Here is a 22,698-nt window from a genome sequence, read left to right as displayed (position 1 = left end):
GTCTGCGGCGCGCAGCCGTACTCCCGTACGGCGAGCTTCGCAGGCCCAAGATCGGGTCTCGCAGCAGCCTTATTGGCAGGCCTCGCAGTCGGGGTTGTCGATGCTGCAGAACTTCGCGTCGGTGGCGGGCAGCTCGGGCTCGGCAGCAGCCATCGGAGCGTGTGGCACGCTGCTCGACACGGCGTTCAGCTGACCCCGGCTGACGGTGCTCTTCTCGGCCGCCGTGGCGCCGATGGTGCGCAGGTAGTAGGTGGTCTTCAGGCCGCGCGTCCAGGCCAGCTTGTAGGTCTCATCGAGCTTGCGCCCCGAGGCGCCGGCCATGTAGATGTTCAGGCTCTGCGCCTGGTCGATCCACTTCTGGCGGCGTGCACCGGCTTCGATCAGCCACTGCGGCTCGATCTCGAAGGCCGTGGCGTACAGAGCCTTGACCTCTTCGGGCACCCGGTCGATACGACGCAGCGAACCATCGAAGTGCTTCAGGTCCATGACCATGACCTCGTCCCACAGACCGAGCTTCTTGAGGTCGCGCACCAGGTACTCGTTGACGACGGTGAACTCGCCCGAGAGGTTGGACTTCACCGAGATGTTGCCGAAGCTCGGCTCGATCGAGGCGTCCACGCCAATGATGTTGGAGATGGTGGCGGTCGGGGCGATGGCCACGCAATTGCTGTTGCGCATGCCGTGCTGACCGATGCGAGTGCGCAGGGCCTCCCAGTCCAGCGTGCTGCTGCGGTCCACCTCGACGAAGCCGCCGCGCTGCTCGGCCAGCAGATCCAGGCTGTCCAGCGGCAGGATGCCGCGATCCCATAGCGAGCCGCGGTAGGTCGAGTAGCGGCCGCGCTCCTCGGCCAGCTCGGAGCTGGCCCAGTAGGCGTAGTAGCAGATCGCTTCCATGGAGCGGTCGGCGAAGTCGACCGCCTGCTGGCTGGCGTAGGGCACCCGCAGCTGATACAGCGCATCCTGGAAGCCCATCAGGCCCAGGCCCACCGGGCGGTGGCGCAGGTTGGAGTCGCGCGCCTTCTTGACCGCGTAGTAGTTGATGTCGATGACGTTGTCGAGCATGCGCATGGCCGTCGACACGGTCTTCTTCAGCTTGGCGTGATCGACCTCTCCATCCTTCAGGTGCTGGGCAAGATTGATCGAGCCCAGATTGCAGACGGCGATTTCGCTGTCATTGGTGTTCAGCGTGATCTCGGTGCACAGATTGCTGGAGTGCACGACGCCGACATGCTGCTGTGGCGAGCGGACGTTGCAGGCGTCCTTGAAGGTGATCCAGGGATGCCCGGTCTCGAACAGCATGGTCAGCATCTTGCGCCACAGCTCGCGCGCGCCGATCTTCTTGTAAGGCTTGATCTCGCCGCGCGCGGCCTTCTCTTCATAGGCCACGTAGGCCTTCTCGAAGTCGGCACCGATGCGGTCGTGCAGGTCGGGCGTGGTGCTGGGCGAGAACAGGCTCCACTCGCCGCCTTCGATGACGCGCTTCATGAACAGGTCCGGAATCCAGTTCGCGGTGTTCATGTCATGGGTGCGGCGGCGGTCGTCGCCGGTGTTCTTGCGCAGTTCCAGGAACTCCTCGATGTCCAGGTGCCAAGTCTCCAGGTAGGCGCAGACCGCGCCCTTGCGCTTGCCACCCTGGTTGACCGCCACCGCGGTGTCGTTCACCACCTTCAGGAAAGGCACCACGCCCTGGCTCTCGCCATTCGTACCCTTGATATGGCTGCCCAGCGCACGCACCGGGGTCCAGTCGTTACCCAGGCCGCCGGCGTACTTGCTCAGCAGCGCGTTTTCCTTGATGGCCTCGTAGATGCCGTCCAGGTCGTCGGCCACCGTGGTCAGGTAGCAGCTGGACAGCTGCGAGCGCAGCGTGCCGCTGTTGAACAGCGTGGGCGTGCTGCTCATGAAATCGAAGCTCGACAGCACCTCGTAGAACTCGATGGCGCGCGCCTCGCGGTCAATCTCGTTCAGCGCCAGGCCCATGGCCACACGCATGAAGAAGGCCTGCGGCATCTCGATGCGGGTCTTGCGGATGTGCAGGAAGTAGCGGTCGTAGAGGGTCTGCAGGCCCAGGTAGTCGAAGTTCAGGTCGCGCTCGGCCTTCAGGGCCGCACCCAGCTTGGCCAGGTCGTACTGCTGCAGCCGCGGGTCCAGCAACTCGGCTTCCACGCCCTTCTTGATGTACTTGGGGAAGTACTCGGCATAGCGCTGCTGCATGCCGGCCTGGGTCACTTCCTCGCCCAGGATTTCCTTGCGGATGGTGTGCAGCAGGATGCGGGCGGTGGCGCGGGTGTATCCGGGCTCTTTCTCGATCAAGGTGCGGGCCGAGAGGATGGCGGCCTTGTAGACCTCGTCCAGCGGCACGCCGTCGTACAGATTGCGCTGGGTTTCGGCCAGGATCGGTCCGGCCTTCACTTCAGCACCCAGGTCGGCACAGGCCGACTCGATCAGGGCGTGCAGCGCGCCCAGATCCAGCGGCTTGCGCACGCCGCCGTCCAGCACAAACAGCGCTTCCGCCGGCGGCGCGGCCACCGGGGCCTCGCCCTTGGCCGCGCGCTCGGCGGAGCGGCGCTCGCGGTACAGCACATAAGCGCGCGCCACTTCGTGGTGCCCACCCCGCATCAGGGCCAACTCCACGTGGTCCTGCACGTCTTCAATATGGAAGGTGCCGCCGCCCGGGCGCGAACGCAGCAGGGCGCGCACGCAGGCCTCGGTCAGGCCATCCACCGTCTCGCGCACGCTGGCGGAAGCCGCGCCTTGGGCGCCATGCACCGCGAGGAAAGCCTTCATCAACGCCACGGCGATCTTGCTCGGCTCGAAGGAGACCACCGCGCCGTTGCGGCGGATGATCTGGTAAGCCTGGTAAGCCGACGGAAGCGCGTGGGCGCTCGCGCTGACGGGGCGTTCCCCAGCGGGGACGGCGGACAGGACGCTGCTTTGCATGAATGAACCTCTTACAACGGTCAAACGGGCTTTGCCGGCGATGGGCAAAGGCGGGGCAAGGACCCCTGGCGGGGCCTTGCGGAGTGATTCAAGGGACGCGCTTTCGACGGCCTGCGATTCCGGCTCGCCGCCACCCCGTCCGGACGCCGAGAAAGGCGTTGAAACGATGGGCAGGGACTGCGCTTTGTGAAGGTCGTCACGATACCACAGCCACTATATCTAGCGGTCATCGCGCACTCAACCACTATCCCTAGCGTGTTGCCCGCTTGACAGCCTGACACAAACGCGCTCCGTCCCGTGCATCGAAATGGCCCTCTCAGCGTGGCACCGGGGCGTGTCCCCGCGCCGTCAGCGCAGGCTGCCCCCGAAGTCCTTTGGGCATGCGCCCGGCGAGCCCTTTCCGCCCGCCAGACCGCATGTGCATTGACTGGGCGTGTCGTGTTGCACAAGCCGGAGCGAGATAGGGTGAGCGCCAAGCGGCCCCTGGGGCCGACTTGGCACAATGCCCCTCACCCCCAACTGGAAGCCCTTGCAACCATGAGCTCCACCGAACTGGTGCTGTCCTCCGTCGGCGAAACCACGGGCGGCAGCAAGCCCAGCAAGCAATTCCTCACCTTCCGAATCGGCGGCGAGGAATACGGCATCGACATCTTGAAGGTGCAGGAGATCCGCTCCTACGAAGCGCCAACCCGCATCGCCCACGCGCCTAGCTTCGTCAAGGGCGTGGTCAATCTGCGCGGTGTCATCGTCCCCATCATGGATTTGCGCATCCGCCTGGACTGCGAAGCGCAGTACAGCGCCTTCACGGTGGTGATCGTGCTCAACATCGGCAATCGCGTGCTGGGCATGGTGGTGGATTCGGTGTCCGATGTGCTCGAGCTGCCAGCCGACCAGATTCGGCCGGCACCGGAAATCTCCGCCTCGATCGATTCGCGCTTCGTGACGGGCCTGGGCAAGGTCGGCGAACGCCTGCTGATCCTGCTGGATATCGAGGGCATGGTGGCCAGCCCTGAATTTGGCCTGACCGAGTAGGCGTCCGAGTCGGCAGTTCTTTCCACCAGATGATTAGCACTCATCATCCGAGAGTGCTAATATTTTTAGGTCGGAGCCCAAAGTGGCTCTGGTTTGGAGGAACTCCGCAATGACCACTGCCTTGACCGCCCCTACCGCCCTGGCCGTACGCGACCCCTGGGCCTTGGTGCCTTCGCTGGGCAATCTGGATGCCTACATCCGTGCCGTCCAGGCCCTGCCCATGCTGAGCGCCGAGGAAGAGGCCCAGGACGCCCGCCTGCTGCGCGAAAAGGGCGATCTGGATGCCGCGGGACGGCTGGTGATGTCGCATCTGCGTCTGGTGGTCGCGATTTCGCGGCAGTACTTGGGCTACGGCCTGCCCCAGGGCGACCTGATCCAGGAAGGCAATGTGGGCCTGATGAAGGCCGTGCGCCGCTTCGACCCTGAGCAAGGTGTGCGTCTGGTCTCGTACGCCATCCACTGGATCAAGGCCGAAATCCATGAATACATCGTGCGCAACTGGCGCCTGGTGAAGGTGGCCACGACGAAGGCACAGCGCAAGCTGTTCTTCAATCTGCGCTCGCTCAAGCACAGCCTCAAGGCGGATGCCGATGATCCCCAGCGTCAGGCGTTGAGCGTGGCCGAGATCGAATCAGTGGCGCGCAGCCTCAACGTCAAGCCGGAAGAGGTGATCGAGATGGAAACCCGTCTCGCCGGCGGTGACGTGGCGCTGGAAAGCCCGGTGGATGACGAGGATGGCGCGCCGCCCGCTCCGATCGCCTATCTGGCCGACGATCAACACGAACCCAGCCGCGCGCTCGAGCGCCGCAACCGCGATGAAATGGCCGGTCAGGGCCTGCTCCAGGCCCTGGAGCGGCTCGACCCACGCAGCCGCCGCATCGTCGAGGCCCGCTGGCTTGAAGTGAACGACGACAGCAGTGGCGGCAAGACCCTGCACGAGCTGGCTGCCGAGTACGGCGTCAGCGCCGAGCGCATCCGCCAGATCGAGGCGGCCGCACTCAAGAAGATGCGGTTGGCGCTAAGCGCCTGAAGGTGACAGGGGCCCCGCTGGGCCCCTGCTTCTTGGTGCGGCGGCCCGCTCAGGGCTTGACGGCCAGCAACTGGGTCAGGTCGTGGCGCAGCGCCTCCGGGCCGGCGCCATAGCGGTGATAGACCCGCACCTTGCCGGCGGGGTCGAACAGGAAGCTCGCCGCCGTGTGGTCCATGGTGTAGCCGGGTCCGGACTTGCTCGGCACCTTGGCATAGAACACCTTGAACTCCTTGGCCACGGCCTGCGTCTGCTCAGGGCTGCCACGCAGGGCCACCATGCCGGGGCCGAAGTTGGCGATGTACTCGCGCAGCAACTCCGGCGTGTCGCGTTCGGGGTCCACAGTGACGAACAGGCCCACGACCCGCTCGCCCTCCTTCCCCATGGCCTCCTTGACGAGACGCAGCTCACCCAGGGTGGCCGGGCAGACGTCCGGGCACTGCGTGTAGCCGAAGAAGAGCACCACGGCCTTGCCCTTGAAGTCGGCCAGGCTGCGCAGTCGCCCGTCGGCGTCTAGCAGCTCCAGCTTCTGGGCATAGCTGACGCCGGTCAGATCCACCCCCTTGAAGCTGGGCGCTGAGCTGGGCTGGCAGCCCGCCAGGGTCGAAAGCCCCACCAGGCCCAGCAGGCTGCGGCGATCAATAGAGCCAGGGTGCGACATAGTGATCCACCATCAGAGCAGCAAACAGCAGGGTTAGGTACCAGATCGAGAACCAGAAGGTGCGGCGGGCCAGGTCATCCGAGTACTGGCGCCACAGCTGCCAGCCGAACCAGCAAAAGCGCAGGCCCAGCAGCAGCGCTGCCACCAGGTAAAGCCAGCCACTCATGCCGATCAAATACGGCAACAAGGTGGCGGCGAGCAGGATCCAGGTATAGAGCAGCACCTGCAGCCGCGTGTAGGCGTTGCCATGCGTCACCGGCAGCATGGGCAGGCCGGCGCGGGCGTAGTCCTCCACGCGGTACAGGGCCAGGGCCCAGAAGTGCGGCGGCGTCCACAGGAAGATGATCAGGCACATCAGCCAGGCCTCGGCCCCGACCTCACCCCGCAGCGCAGCCCACCCGAGCACGGGTGGCATGGCACCGGAGGCCCCCCCGATGACGATGTTCTGTGGCGTCGTGGGCTTGAGCCAGACGGTGTAGACCACCGCATAGCCGACAAAGGTGGCCAGCGTGAGCCAGAGCGTCAGCCAGTTGACCCAGACCGCCAGCACCGCCGCACCGGCACTGCACAACAGGGCCGAGAACACCAGCGCCTGGCGCGGGCTGAGTTCGCCGCGTGCCGTCGGCCGCCAGGCCGTGCGCTTCATGCGGGCGTCGATGCGTTGTTCGATCAGGCAGTTGAAGGCCGCCGCAGCAGCAGCCACCAGCCAGATGCCCAGGCAGGCGGCCAGCATCACGCCCAACTCGCCACGGCTGGGCAGGCCAGGCACCGCCAGGGCCATGCCGATCAGGGCGCAGAACACGATCAGCTGCACCACCCGGGGCTTGGTCAATGCGCTGTACTGGCGCCAGACCGAAAGGCCCACCGCGGGGCTGCTCGTAGAAGCATTCATGCACACACCTCAATTCCCGCCGCCTGCGGCCGCGCCCGCGGAGCCGCCTGGGCCCGGCAGGCCAGGCTCACCAGCAGCATCGTCAACCCGGCCGCGCCCGCGGTGTGCGCCAGCGCAGCCAGCAGCGGCCAGCCCAGCACGACGTTCGATACTCCGGAGAGCAGTTGCAGCGCCAGCAGGGCCAGCAGCGCCCGCGCATGCCCCGGTGCCCGCCGCCAAAGCGCCCGCACCAGCACGAGCAGCACGGCGCTGAGCAGCAATGCGCCCAGACGATGCGCCATGTGGATCGCCGTCAGCGCTGGCAGCCCCAACCAGGCGCCATCGCCGGTCTGGCCCAGCGCACGCCAGAGCGTGAAGCCGGCCGCAAAGTCCATCTCGGGCCACCAGCTTTGCTGGCAGGTCGGAAAGTCGCGGCACACCAGCACCGCGTAATTGGTGCTGACCCAACCGCCCAGCATGATTTGCAGCAGCAGCGCCAGCAGGGCCAGGCCCAGCCCAGCCCGTAAGGACGGGGGCAGCACCAAGGGTTGCGGCCGCAAGCGCTCCACCTGCAGCAGCAGGCACACCAACAGGCCCAAGCCGCCCAGCAAATGCAGGGTGACGATGGCCGGGAACAGCTTCATCGTCACCGTCAGCGCACCGAAGGCCCCTTGCAACACCACCCAGCCGAGGGTGAGCAAAGCGAGTTGCCAGGCGCGTGCACCGAGCTCGCGGCGCCACATCCAGGCCAGCACCAAGCTAACCACGATCAGGAAACCCACCGCGCTGGCCCAGTAGCGGTGCACCATTTCAACCCAGGCCTTGCCATGGGTCACCGGACCATGCGGGCGCTCGGCCTGCTCGGCGGCGATCTCTGCGCGGGCACCCAAGGGGCTGAGCTCGCCATAGCAGCCCGGCCAGTCGGGGCAGCCGAGACCGGAATCGGACAGACGCGTGAAGGCCCCGAACACCACCAGGTCGAAGCTCAGGAACAGAGTCAGCAGCAGCAAGGCGCGCAAGCGCTGCGGCGCGCTGCGGCCGCGCGAGCGCGCCACCCAGACGAGCAGCGGCAGACAACCCAGGGCCAGGCCCAGCAGCAGCAGCTGCAGGATGGGCGACCAGTCGACACCGGTCGTCATCGCCCGGGCCGATCCCAGCCGGAATTGGCCTTCATCAGCAGGCCTAGATCCTTCTTGACCCGCGTGGGGTCGGGCTGGGCCGGGCTGCGCCACATCCACCGCCCCAGTGGGTCGACCAGGTAGAGATGCGCCGTCAGGGCCTGCCCCTCGGCGGGGCTGAGCCAGCGCGCCAGCGCGGCGCCATCGACCCGCAGCAGCTGCATCGCCGGCGTCGTCTCGAGCGCCTGGCGCAGGCTGTCGGAAACCGGCGCCTCATCACTGATGAGCCAGAGCTTGTCGAGCTTGTCGCGTTCCTTGCCCAGCATCTCGCGCAGCTGGCGCTGCATGAAAAGGCGCTTCTCGCAGTCGCCCACGCAGGAGCCGCCATCCACCACGATCAGCAACCACTGCCCGCGCAGAGATTCCACCGCCACCGCTTGGCCGGCCAGCGTGCGCGGCGCCAGATCGGCAGGCAGGTCGCGCGTCGGCGTGATCAGCTCGCCATAGGCCTTGCCGCGCGGCTGCACGACGTAGAAGGTGAAGTAGCTGGCGATCACCGGCAGGGCGCACAGGAACACCACCCAGCCCATCATCCAGCGGCCACGCCGCGTGCGCTCCGCCTGCGTCAGCGCCTCGACCGCACCGAGCCCATGCACCGTCAGCTGCGCCGGGTCATCGACCGGCGCGGGCTGGTTTGAGAAATTGGAACCAGACATACAAACCCAGGATGAGCGCCGCCAGCGCAAACCATTGCGCGGCATAGCCCCAATGCTTGTGAACCCCGCTGTCCGGGGCCGGCCAGTCGCAGCGCAGGGGTGCGCAGTCCGGGCCGGTCTGCCAGAGGACCCAGGGCAGGACGGGACGTCCGAGCTGGGCTGTGCTGGCGGAAAGGTCGAGATTTTGCCGGAGCGGGCCGGACGACTCCGCCCCAAAGGCTTTCACCTGCGAGGCCTGTGGCCGCAACTGCCCCAGCACCTCCACCACGCCGCCGGGTGTGGCGGGCCAGGGGGGCACCTGGTGCAGGCCAGGCGCGCGCTCCTGCCAGCCGCGCTGCACCCAGATGAGCTCCGGCCGCCCTTCCAATTGCAGCGGGGTCAGCAGCAGGGTGCCGTTGCGCCGATCGTGGGGGCGGTTGTCCAGCCAGATCTGCTGCTCGGGCAGCCAGCGCCCGCGCAGCCGGGCCAGGCGGCGTGGGCCGGCCGGCTCGGTTCGCGGCGACAGCTCCGCGTTGGTCAACACCGGCAGGCGCTCGGCGGCCTGCTCTTCGGCCTGCAGGGCCAGCTTCTGCTGCGCCCGGTCCAGCTGCCACAGGCCCAATGAACCCGTGAGGCCAGCCCCCAGCAGGGCCAGCGCGCCGAGCAGCCATCGCTCTGCCCGCATGTCCTACAGTGCCTCCATGAACTGGCTCTTTCTGACCGCCTTCATCGGCATCCTCGGCGCGCTCGCGGCCGCCGGCATCTTCATGCTCAAGCGGCCCCAGGCCAAGCACGACGCCTCCAAGCACATGGCGCGCGCCCTGGCAGTGCGAGTCGGCCTTTCGATCGCGCTATTTCTGTTCATCCTGCTGGCCTGGAAGATGGGTTGGATCCAACCCCGTCCGCTGGGGCGTTAGACGACCCCAGATCATGAAAAAAGGCGCCGCGATTGCGGCGCCTTTTGCTTGTCAGCCTCTGAATTACATCCAGTAGACGACGACGTACAGACCCAGCCAGACCACGTCCACGAAGTGCCAGTACCAGGCCGCGCCTTCGAAGCCGAAGTGACGCTGCGGCGTGAAGTGGCCCTTTTGCAGGCGCAGGGTGATGAACAGCAGCATCAGCATGCCCACGAAGACGTGGAAGCCGTGGAAGCCGGTCAGCATGAAGAAGGTCGAGCCGAAGATGCCCGAGCTCAGCTTCAGGTTCAGGTCGCGGTAGGCGTGTGCGTACTCATAGCCCTGCACGAACAGGAAGGTGATGCCCAGCAGCACCGTCACCCACATGAACTTGATGGTCTTGGCACGGTCGCCGGCGATGAGCGCGTGATGCGCGATCGTCAGCGTCACACCCGAGGTCAGCAGCAGCGCGGTGTTGACGGTCGGCAGCGGCCAGGGGCCGATGGTCGAGAAGGCGTCGATGGTGCCGGCCGGCGAGGCGGTGCCTCCGCCGGTGCTGGGCCACAGGGCCTTGAAGTCCGGCCACAGCAGCGCGTGCTCGGCGTTGCCCAGCATCGGCACCGAGTGCACCCGGGCCCAGTAGAGCGCACCGAAGAAGGCAGCGAAGAACATCACCTCCGAGAAGATGAACCAGCCCATGCTCCAGCGGAAGCTGAGATCGATGCGGTCGCTGTACAGGCCGCCCTCGCTCTCGCGGATGGCATCGCCAAACCACTGCTTGAGCACGAAGGCCCACCAGAGCAGGCCGAAGACCAGGGAATAGGCGCCCCAGGCGTGGTCGTTGACCCACTGGCCCGCGCCCAGGATCACGAAGAACAGGCCGATCGCCGCCATCACCGGGTGGCGCGACGGACCGGGCACGAAGTAATGGGGCGCGGCCCCGGGGGTTGCTGCTGCCATCTAAGGTTCTCCTCGAACGGTTCTTCTCTGACTCTTGCTGCGGGTGCTCAGCCGGCCACGCCGGAACTGATCACCCATCGCACCAGCAGGACCAGCAGCAGCACGAACAGCGCTGCGCCGATCACACCGGCAATGATGACGTGCACCGGGTTGAGCTTGGCCATGTCGGCCTCATGCTCGGAGCCCTTGCGCACACCGAAAAAACTCCAGGCCACGGCGCGGATCGTCTGCCCGAAGGACAGCGGCCGTGCTGCGACCTGCTTCAACTCTTCGCCCGGCTTCACGCCTCAGAGCCCCGCCAACTTCTTGCCCGGCACCTCGAAGAAGGTGTAGGACAAGGTGATCGTGTGGACGTCCTTGGGCAGCTTGGGGTCCACCACGAAGACGACCGGCCATTCCTTGCTTTCACCGGCCTGCAAGGTGTACTCGTTGAAGCAGAAGCACTCCAACTTGTTGAAGTGCGCACCGGCCTGCTTGGGGGCGTAGCTAGGAATCGCCTGCGCCGCCATGGCACGCTCCTGACGATTGCGGAAGGTGTACATCACCGTCGCCATCTCGCCCGGATGGACCTTCATCTGACTGATCGCCGGCTTGAAGTCCCAGGGGCCGCGCGCATTGGCATCGAACTCCACCAGGATGGTGCGGGTCGTGTCCACCTGGGTGTTCTTGGCCTGCTCCTTGCGCTCGGCCAGCGACAGCACATTGATGCCCAAAGCCTCGCAAATGGCGCGGTACATGGGCACCAGCGCATAGCCGAAGCCGAACATCAGCAGGCTGACCACCGCCAGCTTGAACAGCAGCTGGCGGTTGGCGTGGCGAATCTTGGCGACCCAGGACGTCATGGCGATCAGAAATAGATCATCTTGATCATGAAGCCCACGCCAAAGGCCAGCGCCACGCTGAACAGGATCAGACCGAGACGACGGTTGGCCTTCTGCTGCTCAGGGCTCATCAGCCGATCACCTTGGTGGCGGTGGCGTCCAGCTTGGGCGGGGTCTCGAAAGTGTGGAAAGGCGCCGGCGAGGGCACTTCCCATTCCAGGCCTTCGGCCGCTTCCCAGGGCTTTTGCGGAGCCGGCTGGCCCTTGCCACGCAGCATCGGCACGCAGATGGCCAGGAAGAAGAACACCTGCATCAGACCGAAGCCGAACGCGCCCACCGAGGCAATCGCATTGAAGTCCGCGAATTGCAGCGGGTAGTCGGCGTAGCGGCGCGGCATGCCGGCCAGGCCGAGGAAGTGCATGGGGAAGAAGGTGATGTTGAAGAAGATCAGCGAGCCCCAGAAGTGGACCTTGCCGAGGAACTCCGAATACATCACGCCGCTCCACTTCGGGCCCCAGTAGTACACGCCGGCGAACAGCGCGAACAGCGAGCCGGCCACCAGCACGTAGTGGAAGTGCGCCACCACGTAGTAGGTGTCCTGGATCTGGATGTCGATCGGCGCCATGGCGCAGATCAGGCCGGTGAAGCCGCCCATCGTGAACACGAAAATGAAACCCACCGCCCAGAGCATCGGGGTCTCGAAGGTCATCGAGCCGCGCCACATCGTCGCCAGCCAGTTGAAGATCTTCACGCCCGTGGGCACGGCGATCAGCATGGTCGCGTACATGAAGAACAGCTGACCCGTCACCGGCATGCCGGTGGCGAACATGTGGTGAGCCCAGACGATGAAGCTCAGGATCGCGATCGAGGCGGTCGCATAGACCATCGAGGCGTAGCCGAACAGGCGCTTGCGGGCGAAGGCCGGCACGATCTGGCTGACGATGCCGAAGGCCGGCAAGATCATGATGTAGACCTCGGGGTGACCGAAGAACCAGAAGATGTGCTGGTACATCACCGGGTCGCCGCCGCCGGCCGGGTTGAAGAAGGTGGTGCCGAAGTGGCGGTCGGTCAGCGTCATCGTGATGGCGCCGGCAAGAACCGGCATCACGGCGATCAGCAGGTAGGCGGTGATCAGCCAGGTCCAGGCAAACATCGGCATCTTCATCAGCGTCATGCCCGGGGCGCGCATGTTCAGGATGGTGACGATGATGTTGATCGAACCCATGATGGACGAAGCGCCCAGGATGTGCATCGCGAAGATGCCGGCATCCATCGACGGGCCCATCTGCAGGGTCAGCGGCGCGTACAGGGTCCAGCCCGCGGCGGGCGCGCCACCGGGCATGAAGAAGGACGAGACCAGCATGATGGCCGCGGGGATCATCAGCCAGAAGCTGAAGTTGTTCATCCGCGCGAAGGCCATGTCCGATGCACCGATCTGCAGCGGAATCATCCAGTTCGCGAAGCCCACGAAGGCCGGCATGATGGCGCCGAACACCATGATCAGACCGTGCATGGTCGTGAACTGGTTGAAGCGTTCGGGGTTGAAGAACTGCAGGCCGGGCTGGTACAGCTCGGCACGGATCAGCAGGGCCAGCACGCCGCCCACCATCAGCATGGTGAAGGCGAACAGCAGGTACAGGGTGCCGATGTCCTTGTGGTTGGTGGCGAAGACCCAACGGCGCCAGCCCGTGGGGGCGTGGTGGTGGTCATCGTGGTGATCGTGGCCGTGGCCGTGGTGATCAAGCACTGCGCTCATGGTGGTTCCTTCTCAGATCACTTGCGGGCAGCGGCCATCTCGGCCGGCTGCACGATCTGACCCGTCTTGTTGGACCAGTTGTTCTTGGTGTAGGTGATGACGGCGGCCAGCTCGGTGTCGCTGAGCTGCTTCCAAGCCGGCATCGCCCCATTGGCGGCGCCGTTCAGCAGAATGGTCATCTGCTTGGACTTGTCGGCGTCCTGCACCACGGCAGAGCCGTCCAGGGGCTTGATCGGGCCGGCGCCCTTGCCGTCCGCACGGTGGCAGGCGGCGCAGTTGGCGGCATAGACCTTCTCGCCACGGGCGATCAGCTCTTCAAGCTTCCATTCCTTGCTCGGGTCGTCGGCCTTGGCCGCGGCTTCCTTGAGCTTCTTGTCCACCCAGGCGGTGTATTCGGCAGCCGACAGCACCTTCACGTGGATGGGCATGTAGGCGTGCTCCTTGCCGCACAGTTCGGCGCACTGGCCGTAGAAGTCACCGACCTTCTCGGCACGGAACCAGGTGTCGCGCACGAAGCCGGGGATCGCATCCTGCTTGACGCCGAAGGCCGGCACCATCCAGGCGTGGATCACGTCGTTGGCGGTGGTGATGATGCGGATCTTCTTGTCCACCGGCACCACCAGCGGCTCGTCCACCTTCAGCAGGTAGTTGTCCACCTGCTCGGGCTTGCCGCTATCGCTCTGCTGGCGCTGGGCCGAATCCAGGGTGGAGAGGAAGCCGATGCCCTTGCCTTCACCGTTCAGGTAGTCGTAGCCCCACTTCCACTGGTAGCCGGTGGCCTTGATGGTGATGTCGGCATTGGTGGTGTCCTTCATGGCCACCACCACCTTGGTGGCCGGCAGAGCCATCGCGATGACGATGATGAAGGGCACGATGGTCCAGGCAATCTCGACCGCCACCGACTCATGGAAGTTGGCCGGCTTGGCACCGCGCGATTTGCGGTGCTTGAAGATCGAGTAGAACATCACCCCGAACACCGCCACAAAGATGCCGGTGCAGATCCACAGCATCATGTTGTGGAGCCACATCTGATCGGCGGCGATCTTGGTCACCGGCGGATGCAGATTGATCTGGTTGACCGCCGGGCCGCCGGGCAGGTCGTTCACGGCCAGGGCGGCATGCGCCCCCACCAGGGTCGTCAGGGCCAGGCCGGCTTGCGCCAAGCGCCCGAGGCCCTGCAGGATTTTGTGTGCGTTGTTCATGTCTGCGTTTCGACTCCGGTTGCTGCGGGTCGCGCCGAGGCGGCTTGCTTTGGGGGCCACGGACGCAAGGCCGTCACCCCAGCAAGGGTGCGGCCAAAAAGGCGGCGCATTCTATGCGCAGGCGCAAATCGCACTTTGACGCCTTGATACAGAACAAGTGCGGGTTCACCCCAGGTTCCTAGAATCGGCCGGCCCTCATGAAGCCCATTCGCCGCCTGCCTCGCTACCTGCTGGTGTTCATCCTCTGGATGGGCCTGCTGGCGCCTGCGATCAGTCTGGCGCTGGGGCCGGTGGATCCGCTGGTGGGCGTGTGCCGCAGCCCCGATGGCGAAAGCCCGCGCGCAATGGCCGGCTGGTTCGAGCACTGCGCCTCCTGCGGCGCGCTCGATCAAGCCCTTGGCGCCCCGCCCAGCCCCGTCCTGCTGCTGCCACCGCCCGGCTTGCGCCCGGTGCTGGTCGCGCCGGCGGCGGCCACTCCCAGCCAGGCCCAGCCCCGGCTGCGGCCGCCGGCCCGCGCCCCTCCTCAGGCCGCTTGAAGCCGCTCGCCGCCCTGTAGGGGCCGGCGCCCTTCACTGCTGCCTGAATCTCCATGAACTCCCATTTCAGGGTGCGACTGCTCGCACTCAGCGCGGCCCTGGCCGCCCACTCCGTTGCCTGCGCCCAAGGCGTGGCCAGCGATGCCCAACTCGAAACCGTGGTGCTGCTCGGCCGCGCCTTGCGCGCGCAATTGCCCACCGATGTGCCCGGCAATCTCAGCGGCCGAAGCGCCGAGGAGCTGCGCCTGCAAAACCTCATCAACCCCGAGGACGCTCTGGCCCAGCTGCCGGGGCTGACCGTGCGCAAACGCTATGTGGGCGACCGCAATGCCCTGCTCGGCGGACGCAGCTTCGGCACCCTGCAGCCCTCGCGCGCGCTGGCCTATGTGGACGGCTATCTGATCTCCAACTTCCTCGGCCGCTTCGATGCCCCGCGCTGGAACATGCTGACGCCCGAGGCGATCGCCCGCGTGGACCTGCTGCAGGGGCCCTTCTCGGCCCTGCTGCCGGGCAATTCCATCGGCGCCACGGCCCTGGTGACGGAGCGCGAACCGCTGCGCTTCGAGGCCGCCGCGCGCCTGAGCCGCCACGAGCAGGGCTTCACGCTCTACGGCCAGCGCGACCGCCTGGGCAGCCAGCAGGCCAGTGCCTACCTGGCGCAGCGCTGGCAGTCCGGCCTCTGGGCCAGCTTGAGCCTGAACCACCAGGTGGCGGACTCGCAGCCCATGCAGTACTTCAATCTGCTGGCCGGGACCAAAGGATGGAGCCAGCCCGCAGCCAATGCCGTGGCCGTGCACGGCATCCAGTACGACCTTGACCCCAACGGCCAGCCGCGCGCCGTGTTCGGCGCCAACGCCGGTGCCTACGACCACACCGAGCAAGCCACCGCCAAGCTCAAGCTGGGCGCGCCACTGGGCAGCCGCTGGCGTGCCAGCCTGATGTGGGCGGGCTGGAAGCAGCACAGCGACGCCCACAACCGTAGCTTCCTGCGCGACGCGCAGGGGCAGACGATCTGGGCCGGCGCGGTGCGCGACGCCACGAACCCCGAGCGCGGCTTTGTCATCCCCAGCAGCGCCTTCGCGCCCAGCACCCGCGCGGAGCAGCATCAGCAATGGGGCCTATCGCTCAAGACCCAGCCGGCGGCTGGCTGGAATGCATCGCTGGTGGCATCGGGCTACGAGATTGACCGGGACCGCGCCCACCAGGCCACCCTGCCCGACCCACGCGCCTTCAGCGAAGGCGGCCCCGGCTCCGTGACCCGGCGCGACGGCACCGGCTGGGGCACGCTGGAGCTGCAAGCCCTGTGGCGCGGCACGGCCCATCGCGTGGCCCTGGGCGCGCACCACAACCGCTACCGGCTCGACAGCCCGACCTACGCCAGCAGCGACTGGCGCATCGAGGGCACGACGCTGAACCAGGCCTACCGCGGCCGCACCGAGGTCGCCTCGCTCTACGCCCAGGACGCCTGGGCCTTCGACCCCGACTGGACCCTGACCCTCGGCTGGCGCAGCGAGCGCTTCCGCGCCTTCGACGGCGAGCAGCTGCTGCGCGCCGCGAGCTGCCGCGCCGAGGCCGGCATTCGCTGCGAGCAACAGGCCGATGGCCAGTTCCTGCGCAGCCTGGCCTATGCCGAGCGCCGCTTGCAGGGCGAATCGCCGAAAGCCACCTTGGCCTGGACGGTTTCGGACGACTGGCTGCTGAAGCTCAGCGCCGGCCGCGGCGTCCGCTTCCCGAATGTGGAGGAGCTCTACAACGCCAGTTTCAGCGCCACCAGCCAGACCCTCAGCGACCCCGAACTGCGCGCCGAGCGCGGCGATGTGCTGGAGCTCAGCGCCGAATGGCAGCCCGAGGCCGGCCACAAGCTGCGCATCGCGCTGGTGAACGACCAGGTGCGCGACGCCATCCTGCGCCAGAGCGATGCCACGGTGTTCCCGGCAGTCACCCGCGTCTCGAACGTGGACCGCGTGCGCACGCAGGCGCTGGAGCTGGTGTGGCAGGCGCAGAACTTCGGGATCAAGGGCCTGAGCCTGGACGCGAACCTGACCCTGGCCGACGCCGTGGTGCGCGCCAACCGGCGCGACCCCGCCCAGGTGGGTAAGCAGTGGCCGCGCATCCCCAAGGTTCGGGCCAATCTGCTCGCCAGCTACCGCTGGCGTGCCCTGCAGAGCCAACCCTTTGCGTCGCTGGGCCTGCGCCACAGCAGCCGCAGCTATGGCACCAGCAACAACACCGACTTCAACAGCGATGTCTATGGCGGCATCTCCGCCCACACCCTGGTGGACCTGCGCGGCGGCTGGCAGCTGGACCACGGCATCGAACTCGCCCTGGGCCTGAACAACGCGCTGGACCAGCGCGCCTATCAGAGCCACCCCTATCCCGGCCGCACCCTGCTGGCCGAACTGCGCTGGAGCTTGTGATGCTGAACCGACGAAACGCCCTGCTCGCCGGCGCGGCCGGCCTGCTGGCCCCCGCTTGGGCGCAGAAGACCCCGCGTCCGCAACTGGCCACCACGGCCGCCTTCGATCCCGCCGGCAGACTCTGGCTGGCCGGGCTGGACCGCGCCGGCCGGCTGCGCCTGCGCCAAGGCGCCGGCCCATTGGAGGAAGGCCAAGGCCTGGACGTGGGCGAGGACCGCGTGGCCGCCGATGGTGAGGCCACGCCGCGCCTGCTCTTCGGCGCCGACGGGCTGGTGCTGCTCAGCTACGTGCGCGCCGGTCTGAAGCCCTACACAGGCGACGTGCGCCTGCTGCGATCGGTCGACGGCGGCGCCCGCTTCGCTGCCGCAGTCACGGTGCATCAGGACCGCCAGCCCATCACGCACCGTTTCCAGGCCATGGCCTTTGATGGCAAGGGGAATCTGCACCTGGCCTGGATCGACAAGCGCGACCTGGAAGCCGCCAAGGCCGCAGGCCAGCCCTACCGCGGCGCGGCGGTGTACCGCAATGTCAGCACGGACGGCGGCGCCAGCTTCGGCCCGGACATCAAGCTGGCCGACCATGCCTGCGAGTGCTGCCGCATCGCCTTCAGCCCCGCGGCGGATGGCCGCCTGGCCGCGCTGTGGCGCCATGTGTTCGAGCCCGATGAACGCCCCCAGGCCGACGCCGCGCGTCGTCCGCCCCCCGAGGGGGTGAGCAAACTCGGGAGCGGCCCTTCGTTTGCTCATGAGCGCGACCACGCCTTTGCCTGGCTGGATGGCAGTGCCCCCGTGCGCGCCAGTCTGGACCGCTGGGCGATTGACGCCTGCCCGCACCACGGCCCCGGCCTGGCCGCCGCGGCCGATGGCGGCTGGCATGCCTGCTGGTACGGCCAGCGCGCCGGCGAACCCGCGGTGCGCCTGGGTCGGCTGGATGAATCAGGGCGCCCGACCGACCGCTTACATGACACCCCGCGCGCTCTGCCCGAGGCCGAGCATGCGGACCTGATCAGTGCCGGCCGCCGGGTGGCCCTGGTCTGGCGCCAGTTCGACGGCCGCCAGACCCGGCTGCAGGCGCTGGTTTCGAAGGATGATGGCCGCCGCTGGCAGGCCCTGGAACTGGCCCAGAGCCCCCACCCCAACGACCACCCGCGCCTGCTGCGCCACGGCGAGCAGCTGTGGGCCGTGTGGCGCGACACCCAGGGCGTGCGCGTCCTTGAAGTCCATGCGTAAAGCACTCCTCTTGGCGCTGGCCCTCGCGCTGCCCACCCTACCCTGCACCGCCGCCGAGGAAGCCTTCGGCCCGCAGACCTTTCAGCAACTGCAGCAGCAGGTGCAGGGCCCCACCTGGCTGGTCTTCAGCGCCACCTACTGCGGCAACTGCCCCGCCGTGGTGGCCGGCCTGCGCCGCCAGCACCCCGACATGCCGCTGTGGCTGGTGCTGACGGACGACGGCGAGGAGACCCACCCGCTGCCGGCCGAGCGCCGCTGGCGCTTCGAGGGCCATGAGCTGGCCCTGCGCCATGCCGTGAACCCGCAGTGGAAGGGCATCACGCCCTATCTGGCGCTGCTGCGTCCGGGCCAGACGCCGCTGTTCGCCCTGGGGCAGCCCAGCAGCGCGCAGCTGCAGGCGCTGGAAAAAGCACGCGGAAAGCCAGCCAGTAAGTAGCGCCGGCATGGCGGCGGTTCTCCGCGCTTGGGGCCCGAGCCCGATCGCGAAACTGCCGCCCCATGACGACGCGCAGCCCCCAGCAGGTTTCTGCAGGGCCGCGGCAAGCCCTGGCGCTGCGCCGCGGGCCGGCCTGCGTCTGTCCATCGACGCCGCAATCGTCGATTGCGCCACTGCCGGTCTCGCAGCCCCACGCATCCGCGTCAAAGGGCGAGTCCATGGTGGCCGCTGTGCTTGCCCCGGGGCCGCATCCCCGGGGCAGGCCAGCGTTTTGCTCAGGTCTGGCCCACCAGCAAGCGCTCCAGCGCCTGCTCGCGCACGCCCCAGAAATCCTTCAGCGCCCGCGCCTGCTCGGCGGCCTGCTGCTGGCGCTCCGGGCTGGGCTGCGCCCGGCGCACGGCCTGGATCATCTTGTTCTTCTGCGTGTGCTCCAGGGCGATGAACTCGAACACCTGGGTGTCGTAGCCCTGGCTTTCCAGCAGCAGCGCGCGCAGGCCGTCAGTCAGCATTTCGGCCTCCTGGCCCAGGTGCACACCGTGCTTGAAGAGCGGGCGCAGCACGCCCGGCGGCTGCAGCTGGCCGCGCAGCTGCTTGTGGCAGCAGGGGGCGCTGAGGATCAGGCGCGCTCCGGCACGCAGGCCGTGGTGCAGCGCGTGGTCGGTGGCGGTGTCGCAGGCGTGCAGGGCGATCATCACGTCGAGGGGCAGCACCTGCTCATGGCCTACGTCACCCTGGCTGAAGCTCAATCCTTCCAGCCCCAAGCGGCGCGCGATGGCCTCGGTCTGATCGACCAGCTCCTGGCGCAGCTCCACGCCGCGCACCTGCGGCAGCCAGCCGCCACGCTGCAGATGCTCGTGCACCGCAAACGTCAGGTAGGCCTTGCCGCAGCCGAAGTCGGCCACACGCACGGGCTGGCCCGGATGGAGGCCGGCGGCGCGCAGACCGGCATCGAAGATCTCGACGAAGTGGTTGATCTGCCGCCACTTGCGCGCCATCGCCGGCACCAGCTCGACCTCGCCGCCACGACCGATCTGCGCCAGGCCCAGGGCCTGCCAGACGGGCGCTTCCAGGTGCAGCCAGCGCGGCTTCTCGCGGTTGTGGGCGGGCGCCGCGGCGACCGGCGCAGAACCTTTCGCGTGCTGCACCAGGCGAGCGCGGCCCTTGCGGTTGAAGTCCAGCTGCCAATGCCCCGCCGCGCCCTGCAGGCGCGCCGCCCGCAGCAGCGGGCCCAGATGCGCCTGCAGCACCGCCAGCGCCTCGTCGGGGCTGAGGTTGCGGGTGATGTCCTTGGTGGCATGGCGGAACACCAACTGCAGCGCTCGGCCCTGCTTCAGCTGCACCGGGCGCAGCAGCAGGCGCTGCAGGTCGCCCGCCTGGGCCGTGGGGGCACTGAGCTGAAGCTCCAAGCCCGCGTCCTCGTGCAGCGCCGGTGCACACAACTGCCAAAAGCGCTCCAGCGCCAGATCCTGTTCACTCATGGGCTGAATTGTCCGCGCCGTAGCATCCCCCCTTCCCCACCTGCCGCCCACCATGCCCTTGCCGCTTGAGGACATCCAGGCCGCCGTCTGCGCCTGGCACAACCGTCACCCGCTGGCGGCGCGCATCGGCGCGGAAGCGGTGCACAGCGTGGGCTGGGTGGCGCTGCCCTTCATGAAGGCCGCGCAGGCGCAGGAGCCCTCGCTCGATGCAGCGGCCAGCGAGGCGCCCACCCTGGTGGAGCCGCGACCACGCTGGCAGCTGCCGAACTGGACGCGCCGCCAGGCGCGCGGCAGCGGACCCTGGCCTGTGTTCAGCGAAACCTTCATCGAAGGCTTGAAACCGCGCCGCGTGGCCGCCTTTGCCGCCCTGCATGCCTGGCACCAGCCGCTCGACGATGGCTCGGAATGGCCGCAGCGCCGCGTGGAGGTGGACAGCGCGCTGGCCGAGGCCTGCCCCGGCGCCTGGCCCACCGAACGCTGGCTGGTGGCCGCCGCCGTCGACCACCAGGGCGAACGCCTGCGCGTGCTGGTGGGCGAGCACCAGGGCCGCTTGGCCGTGCTGGGCAGCACCCGCCACTGGGAGCGGCCGCGCCTGGCGATTGCGGGAGCCTTGGCGGCCTTTGCGGCCCTGGCGCTGGCCTGGCTGCTCTGGCCCGCCGGCACAGCCCAGGCCCCCGCCCCTGCTCCCGCCGCCAGCGCCGCCTCAGCGGCGGCTTCGGCCTCCTTGCCCGCCTCAGCCCCGGCCAGTGCGGCATCGGCCAGCGCGGCAGCACCGGCCGAAGCTGCGTCGATGCCCGCCTCGGCCGTCGCTCCGGAGGCGGCCTCGGAGCCGGCCTCGGAGGCCGCCTCCGGCATTCCCGACATCCGGCCGCGCCTTGGGCCCGTGCGCCGCAGCCCTCGCGAAGTGCTGCAGGGCAAGGCCAACGCGCCCAGCAACCCCGTGAGCGCCGCACCCGCCAGCAGCCCAGCCAGCCCGCCTGCTGGCGCCAGTGCACCCTACCGCGGCGCCGCCACGCCCGAGCAGTTGCGCCTGCAGAGTGCCGCGGCCGGCCCGCAAGTGGCCCTGGTGAGCCCTGGCTTTGCCAACAAGGCCGAGGCAGAAGCCCAGCTGGAGCGCATGCGCACCCATGTGAGGACGATCGTCAGCGACGCCGCGCTGCTGCAGGCCGAGGTGTTTGAGACCCCGCAAGGCTGGCGCGCCGCGGTCTGGCCCTTCGGCACGCGCGAGGAAGCCCAGATCGTCAACGCCACCATGGTGGCGCGCGGCTGGAAGACCCGCGCGGTGGACTTTTAGGACCGATAGTCCGCGTTGATGCGGACGTAGTCTTCGCTGAAGTCGCAGGTCCAAACCGTGCTGCTGGCCGCGCCACGGCCGAGGTGCACGCGCACCAAGATGTCGCTGCCGGCCATGACCTTGGCGGCCTCGGCCTCCACGTAGGCAGGGTGGCGGCCGCCCTGGGTCACCACATGCACGTCGCCCAGGTGCATCTCAATGCGGTTCTGGTCCAGATCGGCAATACCGGCGTAGCCCACCGCAGCGAGGATGCGGCCAAGGTTGGGGTCGGAAGCGAAAAAGGCCGTCTTGACCAGGGGCGAGTGGGCGATGGCATAGGCCGCCAGGCGGCACTCGGCTTCGTCGCGCCCGCCGTCGATCTGCACGCGGATGAACTTGGTGGCGCCCTCGCCGTCGCGCACGATGGCCTGGGCCAGCTGCACGGCCAGGTCGTTCAGTGCGGTGCGCAGCGCCTGGCCGGCGGGGCTGTTCAGGTCCGTGATGGGCGCATGGCCGGCCTTCTGCGTGGCCACCACGACGAAACTGTCGTTGGTGCTGGTGTCGCCGTCGACGGTGATGCGGTTGAAGCTGGCATCGGCCGCCTCGCGCGCCAGCGCGTTCAACAGGCCGGGGTCAACACAGGCATCGGTGGCGATGAAGCCCAGCATGGTCGCCATATTGGGACGGATCATGCCGGCGCCCTTGGCGATGCCGGACAGGGTGACCGGGCGGCCCTCGATCTCGATCGTGCGCGAGGCCGCCTTGGGCAGGGTGTCCGTGGTCATGATGGCCTGGGCAGCCTCGAACCACTGCGCGGGGGCAGCGGCGGCAATCGCGGCGTCCAGCCCGGCCTCGATGCGCTCGACCGGCAGGGTTTCCATGATCACGCCGGTAGAGAACGGCAGCACCTGCTCGGGCTGGACGCCCAAACGGGCCGCCAGCGCCACGCAGCTGCGCTTGGCACGCGCCAAGCCATCGGCACCGGTGCCGGCATTGGCATTACCGGTGTTGATCAGAAAGGCCCGGATGCCCGGGCGCTGCAGGTGCTCGCGGCACAGCTGCACGGGAGCGGCGCAGTAGCGGTTCTGCGTGAACACGCCGCCCACGGCCGCGCCTTCATCCAGCAACCACACCGACAGATCCCGCCGCCCCGGCTTGCGGATGCCCGCCATGGTGGAGCCGATGCGCACCCCCGGCACGGGCAAGAGGTCGGCAGGATTGGGGGCTTGCAGATCGACGGGCATGGTGGACTCCTGAGGGGCCGCGGATTCTAGAAACGACAAGGCCGCCATCGGGCGGCCAGGTCAGAAGAAGTCAAAGGAGATCCAGTGGCACCGCGGAACCGGCTCC

Annotated in this window: 22 protein-coding genes; 8 read left to right on the top strand and 14 right to left on the bottom strand. The window is 67.9% G+C overall.

What is annotated here, in order from left to right; genetic code table 11:
- Positions 1-69 precede the first annotated feature (69 nt).
- Entirely contained in the window at positions 70-2,937 is a 2,868-nt protein-coding gene (locus ACE3QP_RS00360) for a ribonucleoside-diphosphate reductase subunit alpha (protein WP_374432670.1), read from the bottom strand.
- 537 nt (positions 2,938-3,474) lie between these two features.
- On the opposite strand from ACE3QP_RS00360, the gene ACE3QP_RS00355 reads away from it, so the two are divergent.
- Together ACE3QP_RS00355 and rpoH are read left to right on the top strand one after the other, a co-directional pair.
- On the top strand, positions 3,475-3,969 hold the full coding sequence (locus tag ACE3QP_RS00355; RefSeq protein WP_198111344.1) for a chemotaxis protein CheW: 495 nt from the start codon (positions 3,475-3,477) through the stop codon (positions 3,967-3,969).
- A 109-nt stretch (positions 3,970-4,078) separates the two neighbouring features.
- Positions 4,079-4,999, top strand: a complete 921-nt coding sequence (rpoH, locus tag ACE3QP_RS00350) for an RNA polymerase sigma factor RpoH (RefSeq protein ID WP_374432669.1) — start codon at positions 4,079-4,081, stop codon at positions 4,997-4,999.
- A 49-nt stretch (positions 5,000-5,048) separates the two neighbouring features.
- On the opposite strand, the gene ACE3QP_RS00345 is transcribed toward rpoH, so the two are convergent.
- From ACE3QP_RS00345 to ACE3QP_RS00325, 5 genes are read right to left on the bottom strand one after another with little or no spacing between them, the layout of a single operon-like run.
- Positions 5,049-5,657 (bottom strand): SCO family protein, encoded by a 609-nt coding sequence (locus ACE3QP_RS00345; RefSeq protein WP_374432667.1) that lies wholly within the window; start codon positions 5,655-5,657, stop codon positions 5,049-5,051.
- On the bottom strand, positions 5,635-6,549 hold the full coding sequence (gene cyoE, locus ACE3QP_RS00340; protein WP_374432665.1) for a heme o synthase: 915 nt from the start codon (positions 6,547-6,549) through the stop codon (positions 5,635-5,637). The genes ACE3QP_RS00345 and cyoE overlap by 23 nt, the downstream gene beginning before the upstream one ends.
- The gene (locus ACE3QP_RS00335; protein ID WP_374432663.1) at positions 6,546-7,667 is read right to left on the bottom strand and encodes a heme A synthase; all 1,122 of its coding nucleotides are present in this window, start codon (positions 7,665-7,667) and stop codon (positions 6,546-6,548) included. The genes cyoE and ACE3QP_RS00335 overlap by 4 nt, the downstream gene beginning before the upstream one ends.
- On the bottom strand, positions 7,664-8,362 hold the full coding sequence (locus tag ACE3QP_RS00330) for an SCO family protein (protein WP_374432662.1): 699 nt from the start codon (positions 8,360-8,362) through the stop codon (positions 7,664-7,666). The genes ACE3QP_RS00335 and ACE3QP_RS00330 overlap by 4 nt, the downstream gene beginning before the upstream one ends.
- A complete protein-coding gene (locus tag ACE3QP_RS00325) occupies positions 8,319-9,026 on the bottom strand; it encodes an SURF1 family protein (RefSeq protein WP_374432660.1) in 708 nt (235 codons plus the stop codon). Before ACE3QP_RS00325 ends, ACE3QP_RS00330 begins: the two co-directional genes overlap by 44 nt.
- A gap of 16 nt (positions 9,027-9,042) precedes the next feature.
- Between ACE3QP_RS00325 and ACE3QP_RS00320 the strand changes: the two genes are divergently transcribed.
- The gene (locus tag ACE3QP_RS00320) at positions 9,043-9,258 is read left to right on the top strand and encodes a DUF2909 domain-containing protein (RefSeq protein ID WP_374432659.1); all 216 of its coding nucleotides are present in this window, start codon (positions 9,043-9,045) and stop codon (positions 9,256-9,258) included.
- Positions 9,259-9,321: 63 nt separating this feature from the next.
- Here ACE3QP_RS00320 and ACE3QP_RS00315 read toward each other — a convergent pair whose 3' ends face one another.
- Genes ACE3QP_RS00315 through coxB form a run of 6 tightly spaced genes read right to left on the bottom strand, consistent with a single transcriptional unit; the run spans position 9,322 to position 13,979 of the window.
- Positions 9,322-10,200 (bottom strand): cytochrome c oxidase subunit 3, encoded by an 879-nt coding sequence (locus tag ACE3QP_RS00315; RefSeq protein WP_374432656.1) that lies wholly within the window; start codon positions 10,198-10,200, stop codon positions 9,322-9,324.
- Positions 10,201-10,247: 47 nt separating this feature from the next.
- Positions 10,248-10,484, bottom strand: a complete 237-nt coding sequence (locus ACE3QP_RS00310) for a DUF2970 domain-containing protein (protein WP_374432655.1) — start codon at positions 10,482-10,484, stop codon at positions 10,248-10,250.
- A gap of 3 nt (positions 10,485-10,487) precedes the next feature.
- Positions 10,488-11,042, bottom strand: coding sequence for a cytochrome c oxidase assembly protein (locus ACE3QP_RS00305; protein WP_374432654.1), 555 nt, complete (start codon positions 11,040-11,042; stop codon positions 10,488-10,490).
- Between the two features lie 5 nt (positions 11,043-11,047).
- A complete protein-coding gene (locus tag ACE3QP_RS00300; protein ID WP_374432652.1) occupies positions 11,048-11,152 on the bottom strand; it encodes a cytochrome oxidase small assembly protein in 105 nt (34 codons plus the stop codon).
- Positions 11,152-12,777, bottom strand: coding sequence for a cytochrome c oxidase subunit I (ctaD, locus tag ACE3QP_RS00295; protein WP_374432651.1), 1,626 nt, complete (start codon positions 12,775-12,777; stop codon positions 11,152-11,154). Before ctaD ends, ACE3QP_RS00300 begins: the two co-directional genes overlap by 1 nt.
- Before the next feature lie 17 nt (positions 12,778-12,794).
- On the bottom strand, positions 12,795-13,979 hold the full coding sequence (gene coxB, locus ACE3QP_RS00290; RefSeq protein WP_374432650.1) for a cytochrome c oxidase subunit II: 1,185 nt from the start codon (positions 13,977-13,979) through the stop codon (positions 12,795-12,797).
- A gap of 197 nt (positions 13,980-14,176) precedes the next feature.
- Between coxB and ACE3QP_RS00285 the strand changes: the two genes are divergently transcribed.
- Genes ACE3QP_RS00285 through ACE3QP_RS00270 form a run of 4 tightly spaced genes read left to right on the top strand, consistent with a single transcriptional unit; the run spans position 14,177 to position 18,597 of the window.
- Entirely contained in the window at positions 14,177-14,515 is a 339-nt protein-coding gene (locus ACE3QP_RS00285; protein ID WP_374432647.1) for a hypothetical protein, read from the top strand.
- Between the two features lie 53 nt (positions 14,516-14,568).
- Positions 14,569-16,932: a TonB-dependent receptor gene (locus ACE3QP_RS00280; protein ID WP_374432645.1), complete on the top strand. Its 2,364-nt coding sequence runs from the start codon at positions 14,569-14,571 to the stop codon at positions 16,930-16,932.
- On the top strand, positions 16,932-18,161 hold the full coding sequence (locus ACE3QP_RS00275; RefSeq protein WP_374432643.1) for a hypothetical protein: 1,230 nt from the start codon (positions 16,932-16,934) through the stop codon (positions 18,159-18,161). The genes ACE3QP_RS00280 and ACE3QP_RS00275 overlap by 1 nt, the downstream gene beginning before the upstream one ends.
- Positions 18,154-18,597 (top strand): hypothetical protein, encoded by a 444-nt coding sequence (locus tag ACE3QP_RS00270; protein ID WP_374432642.1) that lies wholly within the window; start codon positions 18,154-18,156, stop codon positions 18,595-18,597. Before ACE3QP_RS00275 ends, ACE3QP_RS00270 begins: the two co-directional genes overlap by 8 nt.
- 275 nt (positions 18,598-18,872) lie before the next feature.
- On the opposite strand, the gene ACE3QP_RS00265 is transcribed toward ACE3QP_RS00270, so the two are convergent.
- Positions 18,873-20,075, bottom strand: coding sequence for an SAM-dependent methyltransferase (locus ACE3QP_RS00265; protein ID WP_374432640.1), 1,203 nt, complete (start codon positions 20,073-20,075; stop codon positions 18,873-18,875).
- A 52-nt stretch (positions 20,076-20,127) separates the two neighbouring features.
- Between ACE3QP_RS00265 and ACE3QP_RS00260 the strand changes: the two genes are divergently transcribed.
- Positions 20,128-21,369 (top strand): hypothetical protein, encoded by a 1,242-nt coding sequence (locus ACE3QP_RS00260; RefSeq protein ID WP_374432638.1) that lies wholly within the window; start codon positions 20,128-20,130, stop codon positions 21,367-21,369.
- On the opposite strand, the gene argJ is transcribed toward ACE3QP_RS00260, so the two are convergent.
- Complete coding sequence (argJ, locus tag ACE3QP_RS00255) at positions 21,366-22,592, bottom strand: bifunctional glutamate N-acetyltransferase/amino-acid acetyltransferase ArgJ (RefSeq protein WP_374432636.1); 1,227 nt, start codon at positions 22,590-22,592, stop codon at positions 21,366-21,368. The genes ACE3QP_RS00260 and argJ overlap by 4 nt on opposite strands.
- Between the last annotated feature and the right edge of the window lie 106 nt (positions 22,593-22,698).

This window comes from Inhella sp., from assembly GCF_041912635.1.
GTDB lineage: Bacteria > Pseudomonadota > Gammaproteobacteria > Burkholderiales > Burkholderiaceae_C > Inhella.
The sequence above is the reverse complement of the archived record's forward strand: the minus strand, read 5'-3'. Positions and strand labels throughout refer to the sequence as shown.